This is a genomic window from Actinoplanes sp. NPDC051405 (genome assembly GCF_055586185.1).
The window spans coordinates 80,395-100,218 of the sequence record NZ_JBVJIR010000004.1 but is presented as its reverse complement, the minus strand read 5'-3'; the positions used below and the strand labels follow the sequence as shown (position 1 = coordinate 100,218).

The following is a 19,824-nucleotide window of genomic DNA, read 5'->3' as shown; positions in this document are numbered from 1 at the left end:
TCCGACCACCCCGCCGCCACCCTTGAACGGATCAAAGGCTCTTCTATTCGAAGAACTTGAGACCCCAGCCGGTGTCGGAGGTCGGGCCCGGCACGTTGGCTCTGCTGTAGACGGTGTTGCCCCACCACGCGAAGGTGCCGGTGTACCAGAAGCGGTTGCCCCACGAGTACGGCGTGCCCTTCGGTACGGCGTGGAACATCAGCGGAAAGCGCGGGCCGGCCGGCGGGCTGGTGGCGATGTCGCCGTTGAGCAGCACGAAGCTGTGGTGCCCGGGGCCGTTGACCGACAGCGTCGGATCCCAGCCGGCCATCATCGTGGCGCGTTGCGAGCCGAAGAGGCAGCCGTTGGACTTGTACCAGTCCCAGACGTAGGCGGGGTCGCCGCCGGCCCGCAGCCGCAGGTCGGCGAGGCAGTACTGCTCACTCCAGCTGCCGTTGGCGGAGTAGACGATGTGCAGCTGCCCGTTGGGGTCGCGGATCGGTTCGGGGCCCTCGTTGATGAACGGGTTGCCGACGACGCGCTCCCAGGGCTCGCGGGGCTGGGAGATGACGTACCGGCCGCCGGTGGGGGTGGTCGGGCTGCTCATCCGGACCAGGTAGATGTTCTGCTCGACGTTGGTGTCACCGGCCCAGCCGGACCAGACGAACCAGCGCTGGCCGTTGAAGGTGAACAGCGCGCCGTCGACGGCCCACTTGTTGTCCGGCAGGGCGAGCTGGGTCTCCGCGGTGTAACCGGTGTCCGGGGCGGCCGAGCTGATCGCGTACATGCGGTGCGCGGCGCCGGTGCCGGCCGAGAAGTAGATGTAGTAGCGGCCGCCGTCCACGACGATCTCCGGCGCCCACACCTCGCCCCGGCCCCGGCTGTCCGACCACACCTGCCGGGCCGGGGCTGCCGCGAGCCCGTCCGGGGAGGAGGCCTGCCGGACCGCGATGCCGCCGTTGAGCGACTGTGCGGAGATGTAGGTGCCGCCGACCCGGATCACGCTGGGGTCGGCGGCCCGGATGCTCTGGGCCGCCTCGGCGCTGCGGGCCGGGGAGAGGGCGAATGTGGTGGTCAGGGTCAGCGCCAGGGCGGCGGTGAGGAAACGTGACTTGGGCATGGGCGTTCCCGCTTCTGCCTCCGCTTCGACGCCGCTGCGGTGGGGGCCGCACGGGGATGGCGTCCGGTGGGGATGCGCCGGAGGCGCCGGGGGGACATCCCGGACCGTCACGCGCCGGAGAGCGCTCCCTGAGGATTTCTCGTTCCGGGCGGGAAGTCAATGCATCGACAAGTGTCACTGAGGAGGAGAGTCCGCGGGGTAGAGCGAGTCGAGCAGATCGGCGTACCGGGTCTCGACCGCGCGGCGCCGCACCTTGAGCGACGGGGTGAGGTCGCCGCCCTCGACGGCCAGGTGGTGGTCGAGGACCCAAAACTTCTTGATCGTCTCCCACGGCGCCAGCGTCGCGTTGAGCTGCTCGACGTAGCCGCCCACGGCCTCGGTCAGCTGCGGGGAGCGGGTGATCCCGGCGTAGTCGGTCTCGCCGAGCCCGTGCCGGGGCGCCCAGGCGCGTACGGCGTCCGGGTCGAGGTCGATCAGGGCGGTGATGTACTTGCGCCCCTCGCCGTGCACCACGATCTGGCTGGCCAGCGGGCAGATGCCCTTGAACCGCGCCTCGATCGTCTGCGGGGCGACGTACTTGCCGTTCGAGGTCTTGATCAGGTCCTTCTTGCGGTCGGTGATCCGTAACGAGCCGGCGGCGGTGATCTCGCCGATGTCGCCGGTGTGCAGCCAGCCACCGGCCAGCGTCTCGGCGGTGGCCTGGGGGGCGTCGTGGTAGCCCTGCATCACGCCGGGGCCGCGGACCAGGATCTCCCCGTCCTCGGCCAGGGCGACGCCGGTGCCGGGCAGCGGCAGTCCCACGGTGCCGTACTCCGGGCTGCCGGGCCGGTTGAAGAACGTGGTGGCGCACGTCTCGGTGAGGCCGTAGCCCTCCAGCACGGGCAGGTCGACGGCGTCGAACCACTCACCGATCTCCGTCGACAGCGCGGCAGCCCCGGAGATGAAGAAGCGCAGCCGGCCACCGAACCGGCTCCGGATGCGCGCGAGCACCAGCCGGTCGGCGATGCGGTGCTGGACGGCGAGGAACCGGCCCGGCCGCTCGCCCCGCCGGCGCAGCCGGGACACCCGGATCCCGACGCCGATGCCCCAGCCGAACAGGCGCGCGGTCACCGGGCCGGACTGCACGGTGGCCAGCACCCCGGCGTACACCTTCTCGAAGATCCGCGGCACCGCCGGGATGATCGTCGGCCGGACCACCGGGAGCCGCTCGACGAGCCGGCCCACGTCGCCGTCCACGGCGAACGCGAAGCCGACCGAGAGCTGGCAGGAGAGCAGGGCCTTGCCGAAGGCGTGGGCCAGCGGCAGCCAGAGATAGCCCAGGTCGCCGGGGCGCAGGAAGCCCATGGCCTGGATGGCCAGGCCCTGGTAGACCCAGCTGTGGTGGGTGACGCGGACGCCCTTGGGCAGCCCGGTGGTGCCGGAGGTGTAGATCAGCGTCGCCAGGTCGTCGGCCCGGATCGCGGCGCACGCCTCGCGCACCGCGGCGGGCTTCGCGGCGAGCAGTGCACGGCCCCGGGCGCGCAGGTCGGCCAGGGTCAGCACCCGGCTGTCACCGTCGCCGGGGTCGCCGTCGATGACCACGGCATGCTCGACCGGCGAGCCCGCGGCGAAGACCTTGGCCAGCTGCCCGGTGTGCTCCACGACGGCGAAGCGGCTCGCCGAGTCGGTGAGGATGTGCGTGACCTCGGCGGCCGAGCTGCTCGGGTAGACCGTGGTCGTGGCGCCACCCGCGCACATGACGCCGAAGTCGGCCTCGATCCACTCGGTGCGGGTGCCGGCCAGGATCGCGACCCGTTCCTGCGCCCGTAACCCGAGGTCGAGCAGGCCGGCGGCGATCTCGGTGACCGCCGTACCGGTGTCGGCCCAGGTCTGTGACCGCCAAGCGCCCTCGCTGTCCGGGCGCCGGTAGGCCTCCGCCTGGGGCGTGCGGGCCACCCGGTCGAGGAACATGGCGCCGAACGACGCCGGCTCGGTGCGCCGCAGCTCCGCCAGCAGGGCCTCCTCGGCGGTGCTCGCGCGGCAGCTCGCGGACGCCGTCACGGTGCTCGTCGGCATGTGCCTCCCTCTCCGTCGACCCCTCCATCATCCGTCAGCGCGGGGAGCGGCGGCAGCGGACCCGCTCAGCCGGGACGCAGGACCCCGAGCAGGAAACGGTCGGGACGCACGGCGGTGACCGTGCCGGCCTCCGCGCGCAGCAGGCCGTCGAGGTCCTCCACGGCCAGGCAGCCGGGCGCCGGATCGGCCAGGCCCAGCGCCAGGTGCACCGCGCCCGGACGCTCCGCCTCGGGCACCCGGCGGGGATCACACCCGTGTCCGAGGAAGGCCCACCGGTATCCGATCACGTCGTCGAGCCGGACCGGCGGGCCGCCGGCCACCCGGACCCACGGATTGGGCAGCACCTGGCCCGCCTGCGGCAGCGGCCCGGCCACGGCGCGGGGCAGGCGGCGCGGCGGGAGCGGACGGTCGCTGAGGCGGCGTTTGAGACCGGGCACGGCGTTGAGGCTGCGGGCCAGGCCGCGGAACACCAGCGCGGCGGCCCGGTTGCGGGTCTGCAGCACCCGGCCGATCCGCAACGCCAGCGTGGTGGTCGCCGCGACGTCCGGGCGGCGCTCCCGCTCGTACGCGTCCAGCCCGTCACCCTCGCGCAGCCGCCAGGCCAGCGCACCGGCGTCCCTGATCCCCATGCCCAGCCCGGCACCGGCGAACGGTGGCATCGCGTGCGCCGCGTCCCCGGCCAGCAGCACCCGCCCGGCCCGCCACCGCTGCGCCATCCGCGCGTGGAACGTGAACACGGCCGCCCGCTCGACCTCCAGCCGGTCCGGATCGGTCCACGGGGCGACCAGCGCGCGGACCGTATCCGGCCGGAGCATGGTCTCGGGCTGCTCGCCGGGCAGCAGCATCCACTCCCAGCGCCAGCGGCCGGGGCTGGACATGGCCACCGCCGGCCGCGCGGGGTCCAGCACGAACGCCACCGTCGGGTTGCCGTCGGCGGTGCCGTCCACCCCGGTGTCGTCCGTGGCGGTGGTCGCCGCGTCGACGACCAGCCAGGGCTGCGCGAACGTGTCGCCGGTGAAGGCGATGCCGGCCCGGGTGCGGACGGTGCCGGACGTGCCGTCGCAGCCCACGAGCCACTGCGCGGTGATCCGTTGTCCGTTGTCGAGGACGGCGACGACGTGGTCGGCGGACTGCTCGACGTCCTGGACGGAGCGTCCGGTGAGCACCTCGACCGAGGACAGCTCGGCGACGGCGGCGCGCAGCGCGGTCTCCAGCGCCGGCTGGTCGATCCGTACGACCTGCGGGTGCCCGAACGCCTGGGCCCGCTGCGTCATCAGGAACAGCGGCCGCCGGTCGGCACCGACGGCACCGTTGCGGATCAGCGGCACCGACCAGGCGTCGCGCGGGGCCAGCCCGGGGATCAGCGACAGCAACCGGATGGACTCGATCTCCAGCACGGCGGCCCGGGGCCTGGGGTACGGCCGGACGCTGGGCTCGACCACCACGGTCCCGACACCCTGCGCCCCGAGCAGCGCGGCGAGCACCCCACCGACCGGCCCGAGCCCGGCCACCACCACCGTCGTGTCTCGTGTCACCGGGGCAGCCGGACCACGTCGGCGATCACCGCCCCGTCGTCGGTCAGCCGGACCGCGGCCGGGCTGTCGAAGACGATCATGGCAAGCTTCTCGTCCGGGCGCCCGATCAGGCCCATGCCCTCGGCGTGGTCGTCGCCCTCGCCGTACGTGATCTCCAGCTCGCGGGTCAGCACCTCGCCGCGCACGACCGCCGGCATCCCCACCCGGTAGGCGCCGTGCCAGCGGTAGATCCGCACCGGGCCGTCCAGGCTCATCGTCGGGCCGGCCAGCACCAGCAGGTCGTCGCCGTCCGGGCACAGATCACGCACGCCCAGCCCGTCCAGGTCCAGGACGTGCTTGCGGTACTCCAGCCCGTCGTCGAACGGGCGCAGCCGCAGCCGGCCGGGCTCGGCCGGATCCACGTACGGCCGCAGCTCCAGCACGAACGCCCAGCCGCGCAGCACCGGACCGCGCAGGCCCAGGTAGACCCGGTCGCCGCTGACCGCGATGCCCTCGATGTCCAGCCCGTTGTCCTTGCCGGGAATGGCCAGGAACGGCGCCAGGTGGGCGTCGTGGCGCAGCAGCGTCCGCAGCCCGTCCCGCTTGTCCAGCTGCGCGGCCCGGTGGTGCTCGCCGTCCACGACGATCTCGCGCACCGGGGTGGGCAGCCCGTCGACCTCGGCGATCGGCAGCCGCAGCAGCACCTGGCGGTTGTCCTGGCCCTCGACCCGGGCCAGCCGCCGCAGCGCCTTGTCACCGGCGTGCCGGGTCTTGATCTGCTTGCGGCGCAGGCTGTGCGACCCGACCGCCCACAGGAAGTGCCCGGTGCGGGCCAGACCCTCGATGTCGGCTTCCTCGTCGGCGTCCGCGCCGGGCAGGTCGATGAAGTCGGCCAGCCGGAAGGTCCGCTCGTCGGCGTACTCGGCCGGCTGAGCCGGGTCGTCGGCCACCAGGCGCTCGACCGTCGCCGTCTCGTCACCCGCGATCCAGAGCACCCGGCCGTCGACCCGCACCGCGGACAGGTTCGTGTGGGTGGCGGCGGCCCGCGAGTGGTCGCCGAACCGCAAGCGGACCGTGTGTACCAGTGTCATGGCGACCATCGTGGCACCCGCAGTCGCGCTCAGCGCAGCAGATGGCCGACGCCACGCACGGTGTGCAGCACCGGCGGTGTCCCGAGCTTGCGGCGCAGCTGGGCGATCAGGACATCCAGGACGTTCGTGGCGGGCGGCACGACCTCGTCCCAGGCGGCGGCGATCAGCCGGGCCCGGGGGACCGGCTCGCCGCCGGCCGCGATGAGCAGGCGCAGCACCTCGAACTCCTTGGCCGTCAGCGCCAGCGGCCGGCCGGCCCGGCGCACCTCGTAGCGCCCGGGATCCAGCTCGATGCCGGCGTGCCGCAGCACCGGCGCCGGGCGGGGGCCGCCGCGCCGGCACAGGCTGCGGACCCGGACCACCAGCTCCGGGGTGGCGAACGGTTTGCCGAGGTAGTCGTCGCCCCAGGCCAGGCCCCGGACCCGTTCGTCGGGGGCGCTGCGGCCGGTGAGGAACAGCACGGGCACGTGCCAGCCCGCGCGCCGCCGGGCCGCGACGTACTCCAGCGCGTCGCCGGCCGGCAGCACCCGGTCGAAGACCGCGCAGTCGTACGCGTTGACGGCCAGCGCCTCGTCCGCCGCGGGCAGGTCGGCGGCGGTGTCCACGGCGAAGCCCGCGCCCCGCAGCGACGCGTCCACGGCCAGTCGCAGATTCTCGTCGTCCTCGGTGACCAACACCCGCACCCGCCTACCGTAGCGGCATCAGTATTCCTCGATCCGCCGCCCGCAGCCCGGCCTGGAACCGGCTGCGCGCGCCGAGCCGGGCCATGATCGTGGACATCATCCGGCGTACGGTGCGCACCGAGACGCCCAGCCGGGCCGCCGCCGACTCGTCGGTGTAGCCCGCCGACAGCAGCGCCAGCAGCTCCCGTTCGCGCCCGCACAGCTCCTCGGCGCTGGTCAGTGGCTTGCCGACCAGCCACAGCCGGTCGAAGAGGGCCACCACGGTGTCCACCACGCCGCTCAGGCCCACCATCGCGACGTCGTCGCCGGACCGGTCCCGGGCCAGCATCGCCACCATGCCGTCGACGACCGTCACGTCGGCCGGCACCTGCGGCACGGTACGGATCTCGACCCCGGCGTCGACCAGCCGGCCCAGGCGCAGCACCTCGGCGGGACGGCTGCGCACGCCGTCGGTCAGCAGGATGCGATACCGCACCCCGCGGCGCAGATTGCTGTGGTCGGCGTGGCGCAGCGGACCGCCCGTCCCGGTCCCGCCGGTACGGGCGACGAGCACCTCCCGGACGGCGTTGCTGAGCGCGGCGTCGACGGCGGCGGGCGCGGACAGCACGGCGACGAGGCCGGGTGCCGCCACGGTCGTGGTCATCACGCCGCCCGGCGCGGGGCCAGCGCGGACCGGCACGCCGCGAGGTGCCGGAACACGGGATGGCTGCGGTAACGGTCCGGACCGGCCGGCTCCAGCAGTCCCCGGTCGGCCAGCGACTCGTGGGCGGCGCGGTTGCCGGCGGTGGTCGTCAGCTCCGCCGGCGCCGGGCCCAGCGTGCGCCAGACGCACTGTTCGGCCAGGTCGAGGCCGGTCAGTGCGGCGTTCGCCGACTGCCGGACGGCTCCGGAGAAGACCCGGCACGGGTCCTCGTCGAGCTCCTCGGCCAGGCGCCGCACCGTCCAGTGCGGCCGGGTCAGCAGCCGGGCGGCGGCGTCGAGCAGGGCGGCGGGCAGGCCACCGCAGGCGCGCAGGACGGCGGCGGTCGCGCGGGTCTCCGTACCCGGCCGGGCGGCCGCGGTGGCGAACAGGGCTGCGGAATCCTCCGGGCCGAGTGGTCGCAGAGCGAGGCGGGCCGCGCCGTCCAGGTGCCAGCCACGGCGGGTGGTGGTGATCAGCATCCGGGAACCGGGGGTAGCGGGCAGCAGCGGGGCGACCTCAGCGGCGTCGCGAGCACCGTCGAGAACGATCAGCATCCGCCGCCGGGCGACCTCGGAACGCCACAGTGCCACCTGCTCGTCCGGATCGGACGGCACCTCGGTGACGCCGACGCCGCGCAGCAGCCGCTGGGCCACGGGAGTGCGGCCGGTCATCGCGACGAAGAGCTGCCCGTCCGGGTGGTCCGCGGCGAGCCGGTGCGCGGCGTGCACGACCAGCGCGGTCTTGCCCACCCCGGGCATACCGTCGACGATCGTCACCGGTGCCGGCCCGAGCAGTTGCGCCAGCTCCCCGGCGCGGCCGGTCAGCCTGATGTCGCGCGGCAGTTCCCGGCGGGTGCTGCCCAGCGCCCGGCGGTGTGCCGCCTCGAGCCCCGGCCCCGGCCCGACCCCCAGCTCGGCGGCCAGCACCCCGGTCGCCTGCCGGTACGCGACCAGCGCTTCGGTGCGCAGACCACTGGCGTGCAGCGCGCGGACGAGCAGCGTCCAGGCGCTCTCGCGCAGCGGGGCGTCCGCGGTCACCGAGCGCAGGGTGGCCGCCGCGTCCGCCGCCCGGCCCAGCGCCAGCTGCACCTCGCCGAGGTGTTCCCGCAGGTCCAGATGCAGCTCCAGCAGGCCGATCAGCGCGCCCGTGTCCACCTCCACACCCTCGAACGGCCGGCCGCGCCACAACCGCAGCGCGTCCTGCAGCAGGACGAGCGCCTCGGCGTCGGTGCCGGCGGTGCTCGCGGCGGCACTCAGCTCGGCGGCCCGGACCGCGTCCAGCTCGCCGGGCCCGACCCGCATCCGGTACGCGCCGGTGGTCCGCTGGATCCGGTCGCCTCCGTCCACGTGCGACGGCAGCATCCGGCGCAGCTGCCACACGTAGGTCTTGAGGTTCGCCTCGGCGGAAGCCGGTGCGGTCCGGTCCGGCCACAAGGCCTCGGTCAGGATGTCGACGCCGACCCAGGCGTTCGGCCGCAACAGCAGAGCGGCCAGGACGGTGGCCGGTTTGCCCGTACCGAGCCGGCCGGGGATCGTGGTGTGCACCTCGAGCGGGCCGAGGATGTGGAAGAGCACGGGTACACCTCCTTGGTGGTCCCCCTACGATCCATCCGGGCACATGAGGATCCGATGACACGAGCGGTCGGGGGAGGGCACAGTGCGGGTGCTGGTGGTGGAGGACGACGACAACCTGCGGTTCGCGGTGCGTACCGAGCTGGCCGGGGCGGGGCTGCTCGTCACGCAGGCGGCCGACCTCGCCGCCGCGGACGCCGCACTGACCGCCGCGGACTTCGACTGTGTGGTGTTCGACCGGATGCTGCCCGACGGTGACGCGATCCACTATGTGCACGGTCGCCGCCAGCAGGGCTGGGCCGTGCCCGTGCTGCTGCTGACCGCCCGCGACAGCCTGGCCGACATCGTGGCCGGGTTCGAGCACGGCGGCGACGACTACCTGGTCAAACCGTTCTCGGTGGCCGAGATGACCGCCCGGGTGCTGACCCTGTGCCGGCGCGCGGGCACCGGCCGGCCCTCGGTGCTGCGCCACGGCGACCTGGAGATGGACTGCGCCCGCCGCCAGGTGCGCCGGGCCGGGGTGCTGCTCGGACTGACGGCCAAGGAGTTCGCGGTGCTGGAATACCTGCTGACCCGCCCGGAGCAGGCGGTACCCCGCGGCGAGCTGATCGAGCACTGCTGGGACAGCAGCACCGACCCGATGTCCAACGTGGTCGACGTGGTGGTCCGCCGGCTGCGTGGCAAGCTGCGCGAGCCGGAGCTGATCCACACCGTGCGCGGGCGTGGCTACCGGCTGGCCTCATGACCGGCTCGGCGCTGGACCGGCTGCGCCGGCTGCCCTGGTGGCTGGCCGGCTGGCTGACCGCGATCACCGCCGCCGGGCTGATCCTGGCGACCTGGCTGCTGATCGGGGCCGACACCCGGCGCGGCGAGGCGGAACTGGACGCGGAGCTGATCCGGGTCACCGCGGCGGTCACCCGGCTGATCTCGTACGACGGGACGATTGTCACCGCGCGGATCAGCCGGGACGAGGTGGATACCGGCTGCCCGGAGTTCGCCGTCCTGCCCGGCCCGAACGAGCAGTTCACCGGCCACTTCAGCCGCCAGCCGTGCGTGACGGTGAACGCCGGCACGAAGTCCGTGCTGGCCGCGCGGGCTGTCGCCTCCGGGCGGGCGCAGACCGGCTACGTCCCGGACGCCACCGGCGAGCTGATGCGGGTGCGGGCCGAGCCGTTCCGCAACACCGACGGCCAGTACGTCGGCGCCGTGGTCGCCCTGGTCGATCCGGCCGAGGTCCGGGCCGCGCACCGGGATTTCGTGCTCGCCGTGCTCGGCGGCTCGGTGCTGTTCCTGGCCGCGGTCGCCGCGGCGGGCTACCTGCTCACCGTCCGGGCGGTCCGGCCCGCGACCGCCGCCCTGGAACAGCAGGAAGTGCTGCTCGCCGACACCGCGCACGACCTGCGGACACCTGTTGCCGCGCTGCGGGCGCTCGCCGAGACCGCCCTGCTCCAGCCGGCCCAGCGCACCGAGCTGCTGCCGCGCACGGTCGACCTGGCCCGGCGGATGGGCAGCATCATCGACGGTGTGCTGATCCGGGCCCGGCTGGCCGCCGGGGTGGAGACGCTGACGATCCAGCCACTGTGGCTCGACCAGCTGGTCAGCACCGTGGTCGAGGAGACTGTGGACGACGGGGCCGACATCACCGTGACCACCGCGCCGACCAAGGTGCGCGCCGACGCCGACCTGGTCCGCCGGGCGATCGACAACCTGCTCGACAACGCGCTGCGGCACGGCCGGGTGCCGGGGAAGCCGGCCATCGTGCACATCACCGTGGCCGGCGGACGGGTGACGGTGGCCGACCACGGTCCCGGCATCGACGCGGCCCTGGCCGAGGAGAGCTTCGAACGGTTCAAGAGCTCCGGCGGCTCCAGCGGGCTCGGACTGTCCATCGTGCGCTGGGTCGCCCAGGCGCACGGCGGCACGCTGCGGGTCTACAACGCCGTGGAGGGCGGCGCCATCTTCGAGCTGGAGTTACCGGCCGCCGCCTGACACCGGTGTATCCGCCGTGGACCGATCATGTACACGGTCTTCTATGCTTTCGGCGTGACCGCCATGGGGGATGTGCGTCGTTTTGCTGCCCGGACCGGACGGGTGCTGCGCTCGGGCCGCCGGGGCCGGCTGCCCCTCGTGCTGGTCGTCGGCACCTCGCTGGTGGCCGTCACGGCGGCGGTGTCCGGTGCCGCCTCGGCCCCGCCGGGAGTCCGCTTCGCGCAGGCCGGCCACTGGTTCGCCAATCCGGCCGAGGACCTGATCTACCACGTCAACGGCTCGGCGCACTCGATCGACGCGCGGGCCCGGATCGACGGCCTGGAGCCGGGCAGCCAGGTCGTGCAGGGCGACACCACCGGCTACGTGGTCGGCAGCACGGAGATCCTCGAGTTCGGCAAGTCCACCCTGGCCGTCGAGCAGACCCTCACGCCGCCGACCGGGGAACGGCCCGTCGCCGTGGAGGCCAAGGGCGGGCCGTACCTGGTCTATCGCGAGACCGGCACGGTGGTCCGGCTCGGCACCGAGCCCCGGACCATCAAGGCCGGGGAGCCCCTCGGCGAGCCGGCCGTCACGCCCGACGGCACGCTGTGGCTGCACCGCACCGGCACCAACGCGCTCTGCCTGCTGCGTCCCGGCGCCGACCTGCTGTCCTGCCCGGCCGCGGCGCCACCGCGACACGCCGGTGCGCTGACCGTGGTCGGCAGCCGGGCCGTGTTCGTCGACACCGACACGAACACGCTCACCCCGGTGACCGGCGACGGGCTGGGCCGGTCCACCCCGGCCGGCGTGGACCTGCCGGCCGGCGCGGGCATCGCCGCCGCCGATGTGCACGGGCGCGTCGCCGTGCTGGACCCGCAACAGCACAGGCTGCACCTGGTCGACGCGAGCACCGTCGGTTCCGGGCGGCCGGCCGCCGCGCCTGTCCCGGTCGAGCTGCCGCCGGGGAGTTACTCGGTGCCGGCCGCCGGCCGCTCGTCGGTGGTGCTGCTCGACCGCGAGCACGGCTCGCTGCTGACGTACGACCGGGACGGCCGGCGCCAGGGCCTGTCCGCCGTGCCGCCGGAGAGCGGTGACCCCCGGCTGAGCCTCGGCCAGGACGACCGGGTCTACGTCGAGGGCGGCGAGGGCCGGCAGGTGCTGGTCGTCGACGACCGGGGCCAGGCCCGCGCGGTGCCTCCGGCCGGGGCCGGGAGCAGGACCAGCGACGGGGCGACGCCGGGCGGGACGGGGGCGCCGACCGACACCAGGCCGGCGACGAAGCCCGGCCGGCCGGGCACACCGGCGCGCCCGACGGACCCGCCGTCCCCCACCAGCAGTGCGTCCACCAGCGGCAGACCGGCCACGATCGGCAGTCCGCCCACCCTCGGGGCCGGCCCGGTGCCGCGGACCACGGACAACGGGCCTCCGCCCACCCGCAAGGCGGTGCCGGCCAGTCCGCCCGGCATGCCGCCGCGGGTCCGGGCCGGCGTCACCGGCGCGAACATCGTGGTCAGCTGGGGCGCCGCGGCCGGCAACGGCGCCGTGGTCAGCGGCTACCGGGTGTCCTGGGGACCCACCGGCGGCGGGAGCGAGTCGACGACGCGCTCCGGGAGCAGCCGTTCGGCCACGCTGACCGGCATCACCGCCGGCATGTCGTACCGGATCACCGTCGCGGCCGAGAATGCCGCCGGTCGCGGGCCCGCCGCCACCGTGTCGGCCGTCGTCCCGGAGCCCGCGCCGGAGCGCTCGCTGATCGTCTCGCGCGGGGACCCCACCACGTACGACCACGGCTGCGATCCGCCGGAGTGCGCGTTCGTCAAGGTCACGATGCGCGGCTTCGAACCGAACACGGCCTACGACATCGAGCCGTGGGCGTCCGGCTGGGGTCACTTCAACACGGGCGCCCGGCTGACCACCGACTCGCTGGGCAACCTCACCGCCCGGCGCCGGTTCCCGTTCAACGGTGTGGGCCAGGAGGTCTGGGTGATCGTGGACGGCATGGAGTCCAACCGTCTGGTCTGGACCGCCGGGTGAACCCCGCGGCCGCGGCCCGGGTCGCCGGGCTCGTCATGCGCAACGTGGAGCAGGTCGTGCGGGGCAAACCCGAGCTGGTCCGGCTGGCCGTCGCCGGGCTGCTGGCCGAGGGGCACCTGCTGATCGAGGACGTGCCGGGGCTCGGCAAGACCACCCTGGCGCGCTGCCTGGCCCGCAGCATCGGCGGGCGGTGGAGCCGCATCCAGTTCACCCCCGACCTGCTGCCCAGCGACATCACCGGGGTGAGCGTCTACCACCAGAAGGACGAGCGCTTCACCTTCCACCCGGGCGGCGTCTTCGCCCACGTCGTCATCGCCGACGAGATCAACCGGGGCACCCCGAAGACCCAGTCGGCCCTGCTCGAGGTGATGGCCGAGGGCCGGGTGACCGTGGACGCCGAGACCCACCGGGTGCCGCGGCCGTTCCTGGTCATCGCCACCCAGAACCCGATCGAGATGGAGGGCACCTACCGCCTGCCCGAGGCGCAGCTCGACCGGTTCCTGATGCGCCTGACCGTGGGCTACCCCGAGCACGACGCCGAGGTCGACGTGGTGCTGGGCAACACCGCCGGGCGCTCCGCCGACGACCTGTCCGCGGTGGTCGACACCGACATCCTCAGCGCCGCCGTCGAAGCGGTCCGCGGCCTGCACGTCGACACCGGCGTGGCCGGATACGCCGTCCGGCTCGCCGCGGCGACGCGCGAGCACCCGGCCGTGCGCTACGGCGCCAGCGTGCGCGGCAGCATCGCCCTGGTCCGCGCGGCGCAGGCGCTGGCCGCCATCGACGGCCGCGGTTTCGTCACTCCCGACGACATCAAGGACGTGGCGGTGCCGGTGCTGACCCACCGCCTGGTGCTCACCCCGGAGGCGGAGCTCAGCCTGGGCGGAGCCGGGGAGATCATCGACGACGCGCTCGCCTCGACCGCCGCACCGATGGCGCGCGCGGGCGGCTGACCATGCGGGTGACCCGCCGCGGGTACGCCGTCCTTCTCAGCGCGGTCCCGCTGCTCGCCGCCGGCTGGTGGGGCCGGTTCGCCCTGGCCGGGGTGCTCGGGGCGATCCTGCTCGGCGCGGTGTCGGCGGCCGTGTTCGGCACCGGGCGCACGCTGCGGATCGCCGTCCGGCGCTCGGTGTACCCGAGCCGGGTGACCAGGGGACGTCCGGCGCAGGCCCGGCTGTGGATAGCGAACACAGGCACCCGCCGGCAGCCGGGCTTCACCGCCGCCGATCCGGCCGGGCCGGTCATCCGTACGGTGCAGGTGCGCGGCCTGCCGCCCGGGGGCGAGACCGTGCTGCACTACGACCTGCCCACGGACGTACGGGGCAAGTGGACGATCGGCCCGCTCAGCCTGGAACGCCGGGACGCGTTCGGGCTCGCCCGCAGCAGCCTGCCGGCGGGGGAGACCACGACGTTGTGGGTGCATCCGCGCCGGCTCCCGGCCCGGGCGTTGTCCGGCGGCCGGCGGCGCCACCATCACGAGGGCACCGTCGCCGGCAGTGCCCTGCGCGGGTCGGCCGAGCTCAACGACGTGCGCGAGTACGTGCCGGGCGACGAGGTACGCCTGCTGCACTGGAAGGCCACCGCCCGCACCGGGCAGCTGATGGTCCGCGACCTCGCCGACCCGCAACGCAGCCGGTTCACGGTCCTGCTCGACACCCGGGCGGCCGCCGCCACCGCCGACAGTTTCGAGGAGCTGGTCGAGACCGCCGCGTCCCTGCTCAGCGCCTCGGTCGCCGCCGGGCAGCACACCTGCCTGCTCACCTCCTCGGGCCACCGGACCGCGGTCGACGGCACGGCCGGCTCCGCCGGTGCCCTGCTCGACGCGCTGAGCGAGGTCACCCAGGACGACAGGACCGCCCGCTTGCCCCTGGACCGCGGTGGCAGCCTCGTCGTGGTCTGCGGCGACGGACCACCGCTGGTGCCGCCGGCCACGCTGCTGCGGCGGTTCACCCGGGTCCACGTCATCGCGCTGGGCGGCCCGGTCGAGGCGCCGGGCGCGCGCGTACTGCGGGCCCGGACGGCCGACGAGGCCGTACGGCTGTGGAACGAGGCACTCGGGTGACCGTCCGTACGGCCTGCGTGGTGCTCGCCGCCGCCTTCGCCGGGATGCTGTTCGCCCCCGTGTTCGGCGTCGCGGCGCTGCTCGTCCCGGTCGGCGTCCCGGCGGCCGCGGTCCTGCTGGCGGTGCTCGCCTGCGGCCGGTTCTCGGTCGTGGACTGGCGTCCCGTGCTGGCCCTGCTGGCCGGACTGCTCGCGGTCGTGGAGACGGTGCTGTGGCGTACCACGGCCGCGGGCCTGCCGACCGGCGCGACGCTGCGGGCGCTGGTGGACGGCGCCGGCGACTCCTGGCGGCTGGTGCTGCAGTCGACGTGGCCGGCCCGGCCGGACCCGGCGCTGCTGCTGTTCGTACCGCTGCTGGTGGTGCTGGCCGCGGTGCTCGGCGCCGAGCTGCTGCACCGGCTGCGGAGTCCGGGGCCGGCCCTGCTGCCCAGCCTGGCCGTGCTCGCGGTGAGCCAGCTCTATGTCAGCCCCGGGCCCGGTCCGGCCACGCTCGCCGCTCTGGCCTACGCCGCGCTCGGCGCCACCCTGCTGTTCGAAGGCCCGGCGGTGCGCGTCCTCCCGGCAGCGGTCACAGCGGTGGTCGCCGCCGTCGTGGCGGCGCTCGTGCTCCCGAGCGGCCCGGCCCGGTACTCGCTGGCCCGCGACCAGGCCGCGCCGCTGCCCGACGCCGGGCTGACCAGCCCGCTGGACGAGGTCACCGGGCGGCTCGGCGACCCGTCGCGGCCGGTGTTCCGGGTCCGGGACGCGACCGAGGTGGACCGGTGGCCGGTGGTGGTGCTCGAGGACTTCGACGGCGTCAACTGGACCCCGGCCGGCCGGTTCCGGCGACTGGGCGCCACCCTGCCGCCGGGTCCGGCGGTGACCGTGCCGGCCGTCGAGCGTACGGCCACGATCGAGCTCGCCGCGGGTGAGGGACCGTGGCTGCCGAGCCAGACCTGGCCGGCGCGCGCCGAGGGCGTCGAGCCGCTGGTGGCCGAGCACCAGGGCACGCTGCTGCTGCCCGGCGCGGCGGGCGGCGTGCGGTACGACCTGAGCTGGTGGCAGCCCCGCTCCGACGCCGGCAGCCTGGCCGAGGCCGCGATCGACCCGGACGCCCCCGGTGGCCTGCACGGGATCGGCACGGTCCCGCCGCAGGTGGAGGGGCTGGCCGGCACGGCGGTGCACGGCAACCGGCCCTCCTTCGCCAGCGCCGTGGCGCTGGAGGAGTGGTTCCGGGCCAACCACGACGTCGCGATCGGCCGCGAGCTGCCGGCCGGGCACGCCTGGCCGCAGCTCACCGAGTTCCTGCTCAAGACCCGGCGCGGCACGAGCGAGCAGTTCGCCGCGGCGTACGTGGCCCTGGCGCGGATCCTCGGCATCCCGGCCCGGCTGGTGGTCGGCTACCGGATGCCCGCGCAGGCCGACCCGGACGGTTTTGTCACCGTCCGCAACGGCGACGCGCTGGTCTGGCCCGAGGTCGCCGTCCGGGATGTCGGCTGGGTGCCGCTGGACCCGACCGGCGGTGCCGCGGAGTCCGGTGCCGCGGCCGGCGACGGGCTGGCCGGGCTGGCCGAGCGCGCCCGGCAGACCTTGCCCGCCCCCGGTGATCTGCGGGACCCGCCCCTGGCCGCCCCGGCCGGTCCGGCGGCTTCCGCCGTGCGCAGCGTGCCCTGGCTGGTGCTGCTCGCGCTGCCGGTGGTGCCGTTGGTCGGCTGGCCGATCGCGGTGCCGCTGGCCTGGGGTGTGCGCTCCTGGCGACGCCGGCGGCGGCCGGGGCCCGCGGCGGTCGTCGGCGCGTGGGAGGAGGTCCGGGACCGGCTGCGGGCGTACGGCGTCCCGGTGTCCACCGGCATGACGGTCCGCGACCTCGGTACCGCCGCGGCGGCGCTCACCGACGAGGGCACCGTCGCCGAGATCCGCCGCCTCGGCGTGCTCGTGGACCAGGCTCTGTGGTCGGGCGCGGCCCCCGTCGGCCAGCACGCCGCGCAGGCCTGGTCGATCGTCCGCGCGGTACGGCGTGGGCTCGCGCGTACCGGCCGGCGCCGCCGGTTGCGGGCCCTGCTCGACCACCGGGGCCTGCGCCGCCCGGGCTGACCCTCACTGCTTGCAGACAGCGCCGCGGATCGGCTCGGGTGCGGTGCTGTAGATGTCCACGCCGTTCGTGCCCTGCACCAGCAAGCAGTACTTCGCCACCGGATCGACCGGCACCGAGTAGCTGGTGGCGCGCTGCGCGAGGAAGGTACGGGTGGAGCCGTCCTCGCCGGCCAGCAGGATCGCGAAGGACAGTGGCTCGCTGCTGCGCCAGGCCAGGTCGACCACGTCGCCGCGGTCGGTGATGTCGGCCAGTTCCAGCCGTACGGCGGGCCGGCTGGGCTCCGGGGCCGCGGGCGACGCGACACCCGGTGCCGGCACCGCCGGGATGTCGAGGTCGTCCGGCTGGTTCAGCCGGAACAGCAACGCCGCGACGGCGACCAGGGCGAGCACCACCGCCGGGCCCCGCGCCGCCCACAGGCGCGAGCGTTTGCGCGGGCCGAAGACCAGGAGCGGCCCACCGGACGGCTGCGGCGCGACCGGCCCACCGGCCGCCACCGGCCCGTCCCCGGCGGCGTCGAGCGCGCGAAGTGTCGCGGCGACGGCGGCCGCACCCGCGGGCCGCTCGCCGGGGTCCTCGGCGAGCAGGGCGCCGACCACCTTCGCGAAGGCGGGCGGCAGATCGTCCCGCCGCGGTGCACCCGGCGCCGCGGCGGACGGCGGACGCCCGGTGAGGGCCAGGTGCAGCACCGCCCCGAGGCCGTAGAGGTCCGAGCGCTCGTCGGCCGTGCCGTCGCGCAGGGTCTCGGGGGCCCGGAAGTCCGTGCTCCGGGCGGGTTCGGCCGGGAAGGCGCGGCGCAGAGTCATCCCGAAGTCGGCCAGGACCGGCTCACCGTCGGCGCGGAACAGCACGTTGCCCGGGCTCACCGAGCCGTGCACGACCCCGGCCTCGTGCGCGGCCGCCAAGGCGTCGGCCAGGGCGATGCCCAGCGCCACCGAGTCGGCGACGGACAGAGGCCCGAACGCGGCGACGAGCTCGGGCAGGGACTGGCTGCACAGCTCCATCCGCAGCCCGTGGCGGCCGTCGCCGAGCTCGACCACCCCGCACGCGAGCAGGATCGGCGCGCGCTCGGCCGGCCCGGCCAGCGCGCGCAGTTCGGCGTCGAGGCCGGCCCGGGTACGCCGGTCGAGCGGCCCCGGCAGCGCCTTCACCGCGAAGGCCTCGCCGGTGGCACCGTCCACACCGGCCAGCACGTTGCCCACCGTGCCCTCGCCCAGCGGCACCAGCTCGCCGTCGGCCGGATCGGTCGTCATCGTCGTGTCCTCTTCGCCGCCGTCCGTTCCCGCCGCCCGGGGGCCTGACCGCATCGTAGAGCGGTGCGCCGCCCGGGGCCGATCAGGTGCCGTCGCCGGAGTACAGGGAGAATCCCTGCGTACCGGTGCCCTTGTGGTTGCCGGGGTCGTTCTTGGCCGGTGCGACCTTGACGACCGCGCCGGCCGGGCCGGTCTGCTGCACGGTGACGGTGAGCCCGTAGGCGAGCGCGAGGTTGCCCGTGCCGGTGATGGTCGCGTGCAGATCGTCACCGTCCCGCACGGCGACGTCGATCCGCAGCTCGTTGGGCGCGGTGAAGGTGAGCAGCATGCCCTCGCAGGAGAACTTGCCGTCCAGGGCGAAGTCGCTCTGTTTCTTCACGAGGATCTGGCACCTGCCGTCCTCGCAGGCGCTCGCGTCGGTGCCGTCGGCCGCCGTGACGGTGGCCGGTGGCGTCTTCGACGGCGGCGCACTGGTCGCCGCGCTCGAACCGGAGGGGCTGGGAGCCGGCCCGGCATCGCCGCCGCTGCCGGCGCAGGCCGACGAGGCGAGAAGGACGGCCGTCACGAGCAGCGTCAGGGCGCGTCCCCGGCTCACACCGGCACCGCGGACAGGCGGCGGCCGGCCGGGGCGGGCCCGTGGCGGTTCGGCCCGGGCTCACCGGGCAGGGCCAGGAAGACCAGCAGCACGATGACGCCGAAGGGCAGCAGGTTGATCAGTTGCAGCCAGCCGGAGTAGCCGACGTCGTGCAGGCGCCGCGCCACCAGGGCGGTAACCGGCACGACCGTGGCGAAGTAGTAGGCGATCAGGACGTACATGAGCCAGTCGGCGACCGCCACGCTCAGCGTCGCCAGCGCGACCACGATGACGGCGTGCACGAGCACGAACATCCAGTACTCGATGCGGCGGGCCCGGCCCCGGTAATCGGCGTACCGGCGCAGTGCCGAGAGGTAGTAGCGGTGCATGGCGGCCTCCCCGGATGTTCTTCCGCCCGCTCGGGCGGCACCGGGAACGCTAGGGCCGGGCCGGCCGCCACCGGGGCCGATGGCCGGATGCGGCCATCGGCCCCGGTCGCGGGGCCGGCGTCAGGATCAGCCGACGCCCTGCTGGGCACCCTTCTCCACGTGGACACCGGCGCCGAAGTCGACCATGGCGTCCTGGCTCAGCCCGATGCCGTCCCAGAACTGGATCAGCAGGTACGTGCCCGAGGGCTGCTCCACCCACAGCGTCCGGCCGTCGGTGTTGTCCGTTCCCTTGACCAGCACACCCTTGCGGTCACCGACCTTGACGGCCTCGCCCGCGGGCGCATCCTTCTGATCCTTGGACTGCAGCATCACGGCGATCTTGCCGACGAAGCTGCGCGGGTCCTGCAGCGGGTCGGTGGACGGGTCGGCCTTCGGCTTGCCGGCCGCGCTGCGGGGCGCGAGCACGATGCTGGACGCGTCGTCGGCCTGCACGAACCAGCCGTCCGGCACCTTGTCCAGGCTGAAACCCTTGGGCTGCTTGCCCGTGTAGGACACGAGCTGGGTGGCCGCGGCGGCGACGGCGGGCCGGTCGGCGGGCTGCTGCGCCTGCCCGGCGGGGCCCGTACCGCCGCCGGCGAAGGAGAACGCGGCCACGATCGCGGCGACGGCGAAGGCGGAACCGCCGACGGCCAGCGCGGTGCGGCGGTGGCGCGGGGCCGTACCGGCGGGGTCGGACTGGGGGTGCAGATCCATGGTGAGGTCACTCCTGGAGGGAACGG

17 protein-coding genes are annotated in these 19,824 nt (G+C 74.9%); 6 read left to right on the top strand and 11 right to left on the bottom strand.

The window, feature by feature from the left end:
* Positions 1-43: 43 nt before the first annotated feature.
* From ACZ6S4_RS10920 to ACZ6S4_RS10890, 7 genes are all read right to left on the bottom strand, one after another.
* Positions 44-1,099, bottom strand: a complete 1,056-nt coding sequence (locus ACZ6S4_RS10920; protein ID WP_465474734.1) for a glycoside hydrolase family 43 protein — start codon at positions 1,097-1,099, stop codon at positions 44-46.
* 174 nt (positions 1,100-1,273) lie between these two features.
* Positions 1,274-3,154, bottom strand: coding sequence for an AMP-dependent synthetase/ligase (locus ACZ6S4_RS10915; protein ID WP_465474733.1), 1,881 nt, complete (start codon positions 3,152-3,154; stop codon positions 1,274-1,276).
* A gap of 65 nt (positions 3,155-3,219) precedes the next feature.
* Complete coding sequence (locus ACZ6S4_RS10910; protein ID WP_465474732.1) at positions 3,220-4,689, bottom strand: FAD-dependent monooxygenase; 1,470 nt, start codon at positions 4,687-4,689, stop codon at positions 3,220-3,222.
* Entirely contained in the window at positions 4,686-5,759 is a 1,074-nt protein-coding gene (locus ACZ6S4_RS10905) for a DUF3616 domain-containing protein (RefSeq protein ID WP_465474731.1), read from the bottom strand. The genes ACZ6S4_RS10910 and ACZ6S4_RS10905 overlap by 4 nt, the downstream gene beginning before the upstream one ends.
* 29 nt (positions 5,760-5,788) lie before the next feature.
* Positions 5,789-6,442, bottom strand: coding sequence for a response regulator transcription factor (locus tag ACZ6S4_RS10900; protein WP_465474730.1), 654 nt, complete (start codon positions 6,440-6,442; stop codon positions 5,789-5,791).
* Between the two features lie 4 nt (positions 6,443-6,446).
* A complete protein-coding gene (locus tag ACZ6S4_RS10895) occupies positions 6,447-7,085 on the bottom strand; it encodes a helix-turn-helix transcriptional regulator (RefSeq protein WP_465474729.1) in 639 nt (212 codons plus the stop codon).
* The gene (locus ACZ6S4_RS10890; RefSeq protein ID WP_465474728.1) at positions 7,085-8,698 is read right to left on the bottom strand and encodes an AfsR/SARP family transcriptional regulator; all 1,614 of its coding nucleotides are present in this window, start codon (positions 8,696-8,698) and stop codon (positions 7,085-7,087) included. Before ACZ6S4_RS10890 ends, ACZ6S4_RS10895 begins: the two co-directional genes overlap by 1 nt.
* Positions 8,699-8,780: 82 nt before the next feature.
* Between ACZ6S4_RS10890 and ACZ6S4_RS10885 the strand changes: the two genes are divergently transcribed.
* The 6 genes from ACZ6S4_RS10885 (at position 8,781) to ACZ6S4_RS10860 (ending at position 16,831) form a co-directional block, all read left to right on the top strand.
* Complete coding sequence (locus ACZ6S4_RS10885) at positions 8,781-9,440, top strand: response regulator transcription factor (RefSeq protein ID WP_465474727.1); 660 nt, start codon at positions 8,781-8,783, stop codon at positions 9,438-9,440.
* Positions 9,437-10,684, top strand: a complete 1,248-nt coding sequence (locus ACZ6S4_RS10880) for a sensor histidine kinase (RefSeq protein WP_465474726.1) — start codon at positions 9,437-9,439, stop codon at positions 10,682-10,684. Before ACZ6S4_RS10885 ends, ACZ6S4_RS10880 begins: the two co-directional genes overlap by 4 nt.
* A gap of 63 nt (positions 10,685-10,747) precedes the next feature.
* Positions 10,748-12,697, top strand: a complete 1,950-nt coding sequence (locus ACZ6S4_RS10875) for a fibronectin type III domain-containing protein (RefSeq protein WP_465475073.1) — start codon at positions 10,748-10,750, stop codon at positions 12,695-12,697.
* A gap of 35 nt (positions 12,698-12,732) precedes the next feature.
* The gene (locus tag ACZ6S4_RS10870; RefSeq protein ID WP_465475072.1) at positions 12,733-13,650 is read left to right on the top strand and encodes an AAA family ATPase; all 918 of its coding nucleotides are present in this window, start codon (positions 12,733-12,735) and stop codon (positions 13,648-13,650) included.
* A 2-nt stretch (positions 13,651-13,652) separates the two neighbouring features.
* On the top strand, positions 13,653-14,759 hold the full coding sequence (locus ACZ6S4_RS10865) for a DUF58 domain-containing protein (RefSeq protein ID WP_465474725.1): 1,107 nt from the start codon (positions 13,653-13,655) through the stop codon (positions 14,757-14,759).
* The gene (locus tag ACZ6S4_RS10860) at positions 14,756-16,831 is read left to right on the top strand and encodes a transglutaminase TgpA family protein (RefSeq protein WP_465474724.1); all 2,076 of its coding nucleotides are present in this window, start codon (positions 14,756-14,758) and stop codon (positions 16,829-16,831) included. The genes ACZ6S4_RS10865 and ACZ6S4_RS10860 overlap by 4 nt, the downstream gene beginning before the upstream one ends.
* A 3-nt stretch (positions 16,832-16,834) precedes the next feature.
* Here ACZ6S4_RS10860 and ACZ6S4_RS10855 read toward each other — a convergent pair whose 3' ends face one another.
* The 4 genes from ACZ6S4_RS10855 to ACZ6S4_RS10840 all read right to left on the bottom strand — a co-directional run bounded on the left by ACZ6S4_RS10855 (position 16,835) and on the right by ACZ6S4_RS10840 (position 19,798).
* Entirely contained in the window at positions 16,835-18,082 is a 1,248-nt protein-coding gene (locus ACZ6S4_RS10855; protein WP_465474723.1) for a protein kinase domain-containing protein, read from the bottom strand.
* Positions 18,083-18,164: 82 nt separating this feature from the next.
* Positions 18,165-18,677, bottom strand: coding sequence for a hypothetical protein (locus ACZ6S4_RS10850; RefSeq protein WP_465474722.1), 513 nt, complete (start codon positions 18,675-18,677; stop codon positions 18,165-18,167).
* A complete protein-coding gene (locus ACZ6S4_RS10845; RefSeq protein WP_465474721.1) occupies positions 18,674-19,045 on the bottom strand; it encodes a DUF805 domain-containing protein in 372 nt (123 codons plus the stop codon). The genes ACZ6S4_RS10850 and ACZ6S4_RS10845 overlap by 4 nt, the downstream gene beginning before the upstream one ends.
* 126 nt (positions 19,046-19,171) lie before the next feature.
* A complete protein-coding gene (locus ACZ6S4_RS10840) occupies positions 19,172-19,798 on the bottom strand; it encodes a hypothetical protein (protein ID WP_465474720.1) in 627 nt (208 codons plus the stop codon).
* Between the last annotated feature and the right edge of the window lie 26 nt (positions 19,799-19,824).

Bases quoted from the DNA above. Each gene is read 5' to 3' on its own strand.
- ACZ6S4_RS10920 (WP_465474734.1), bottom strand. From the start codon at position 1,099: ATGCCCAAGTCACGTTTCCTCACCGCCGCCCTGGCGCTGACCCTGACC.
- ACZ6S4_RS10915 (WP_465474733.1), bottom strand. From the start codon at position 3,154: ATGCCGACGAGCACCGTGACGGCGTCCGCGAGCTGCCGCGCGAGCACC.
- ACZ6S4_RS10905 (WP_465474731.1), bottom strand. From the start codon at position 5,759: ATGACACTGGTACACACGGTCCGCTTGCGGTTCGGCGACCACTCGCGG.
- ACZ6S4_RS10895 (WP_465474729.1), bottom strand. From the start codon at position 7,085: ATGACCACGACCGTGGCGGCACCCGGCCTCGTCGCCGTGCTGTCCGCG.
- ACZ6S4_RS10880 (WP_465474726.1), top strand. From the start codon at position 9,437: ATGACCGGCTCGGCGCTGGACCGGCTGCGCCGGCTGCCCTGGTGGCTG.
- ACZ6S4_RS10875 (WP_465475073.1), top strand. From the start codon at position 10,748: ATGGGGGATGTGCGTCGTTTTGCTGCCCGGACCGGACGGGTGCTGCGC.
- ACZ6S4_RS10870 (WP_465475072.1), top strand. From the start codon at position 12,733: ATGCGCAACGTGGAGCAGGTCGTGCGGGGCAAACCCGAGCTGGTCCGG.
- ACZ6S4_RS10865 (WP_465474725.1), top strand. From the start codon at position 13,653: ATGCGGGTGACCCGCCGCGGGTACGCCGTCCTTCTCAGCGCGGTCCCG.
- ACZ6S4_RS10855 (WP_465474723.1), bottom strand. From the start codon at position 18,082: ATGACGACCGATCCGGCCGACGGCGAGCTGGTGCCGCTGGGCGAGGGC.
- ACZ6S4_RS10845 (WP_465474721.1), bottom strand. From the start codon at position 19,045: ATGCACCGCTACTACCTCTCGGCACTGCGCCGGTACGCCGATTACCGG.
- ACZ6S4_RS10840 (WP_465474720.1), bottom strand. From the start codon at position 19,798: ATGGATCTGCACCCCCAGTCCGACCCCGCCGGTACGGCCCCGCGCCAC.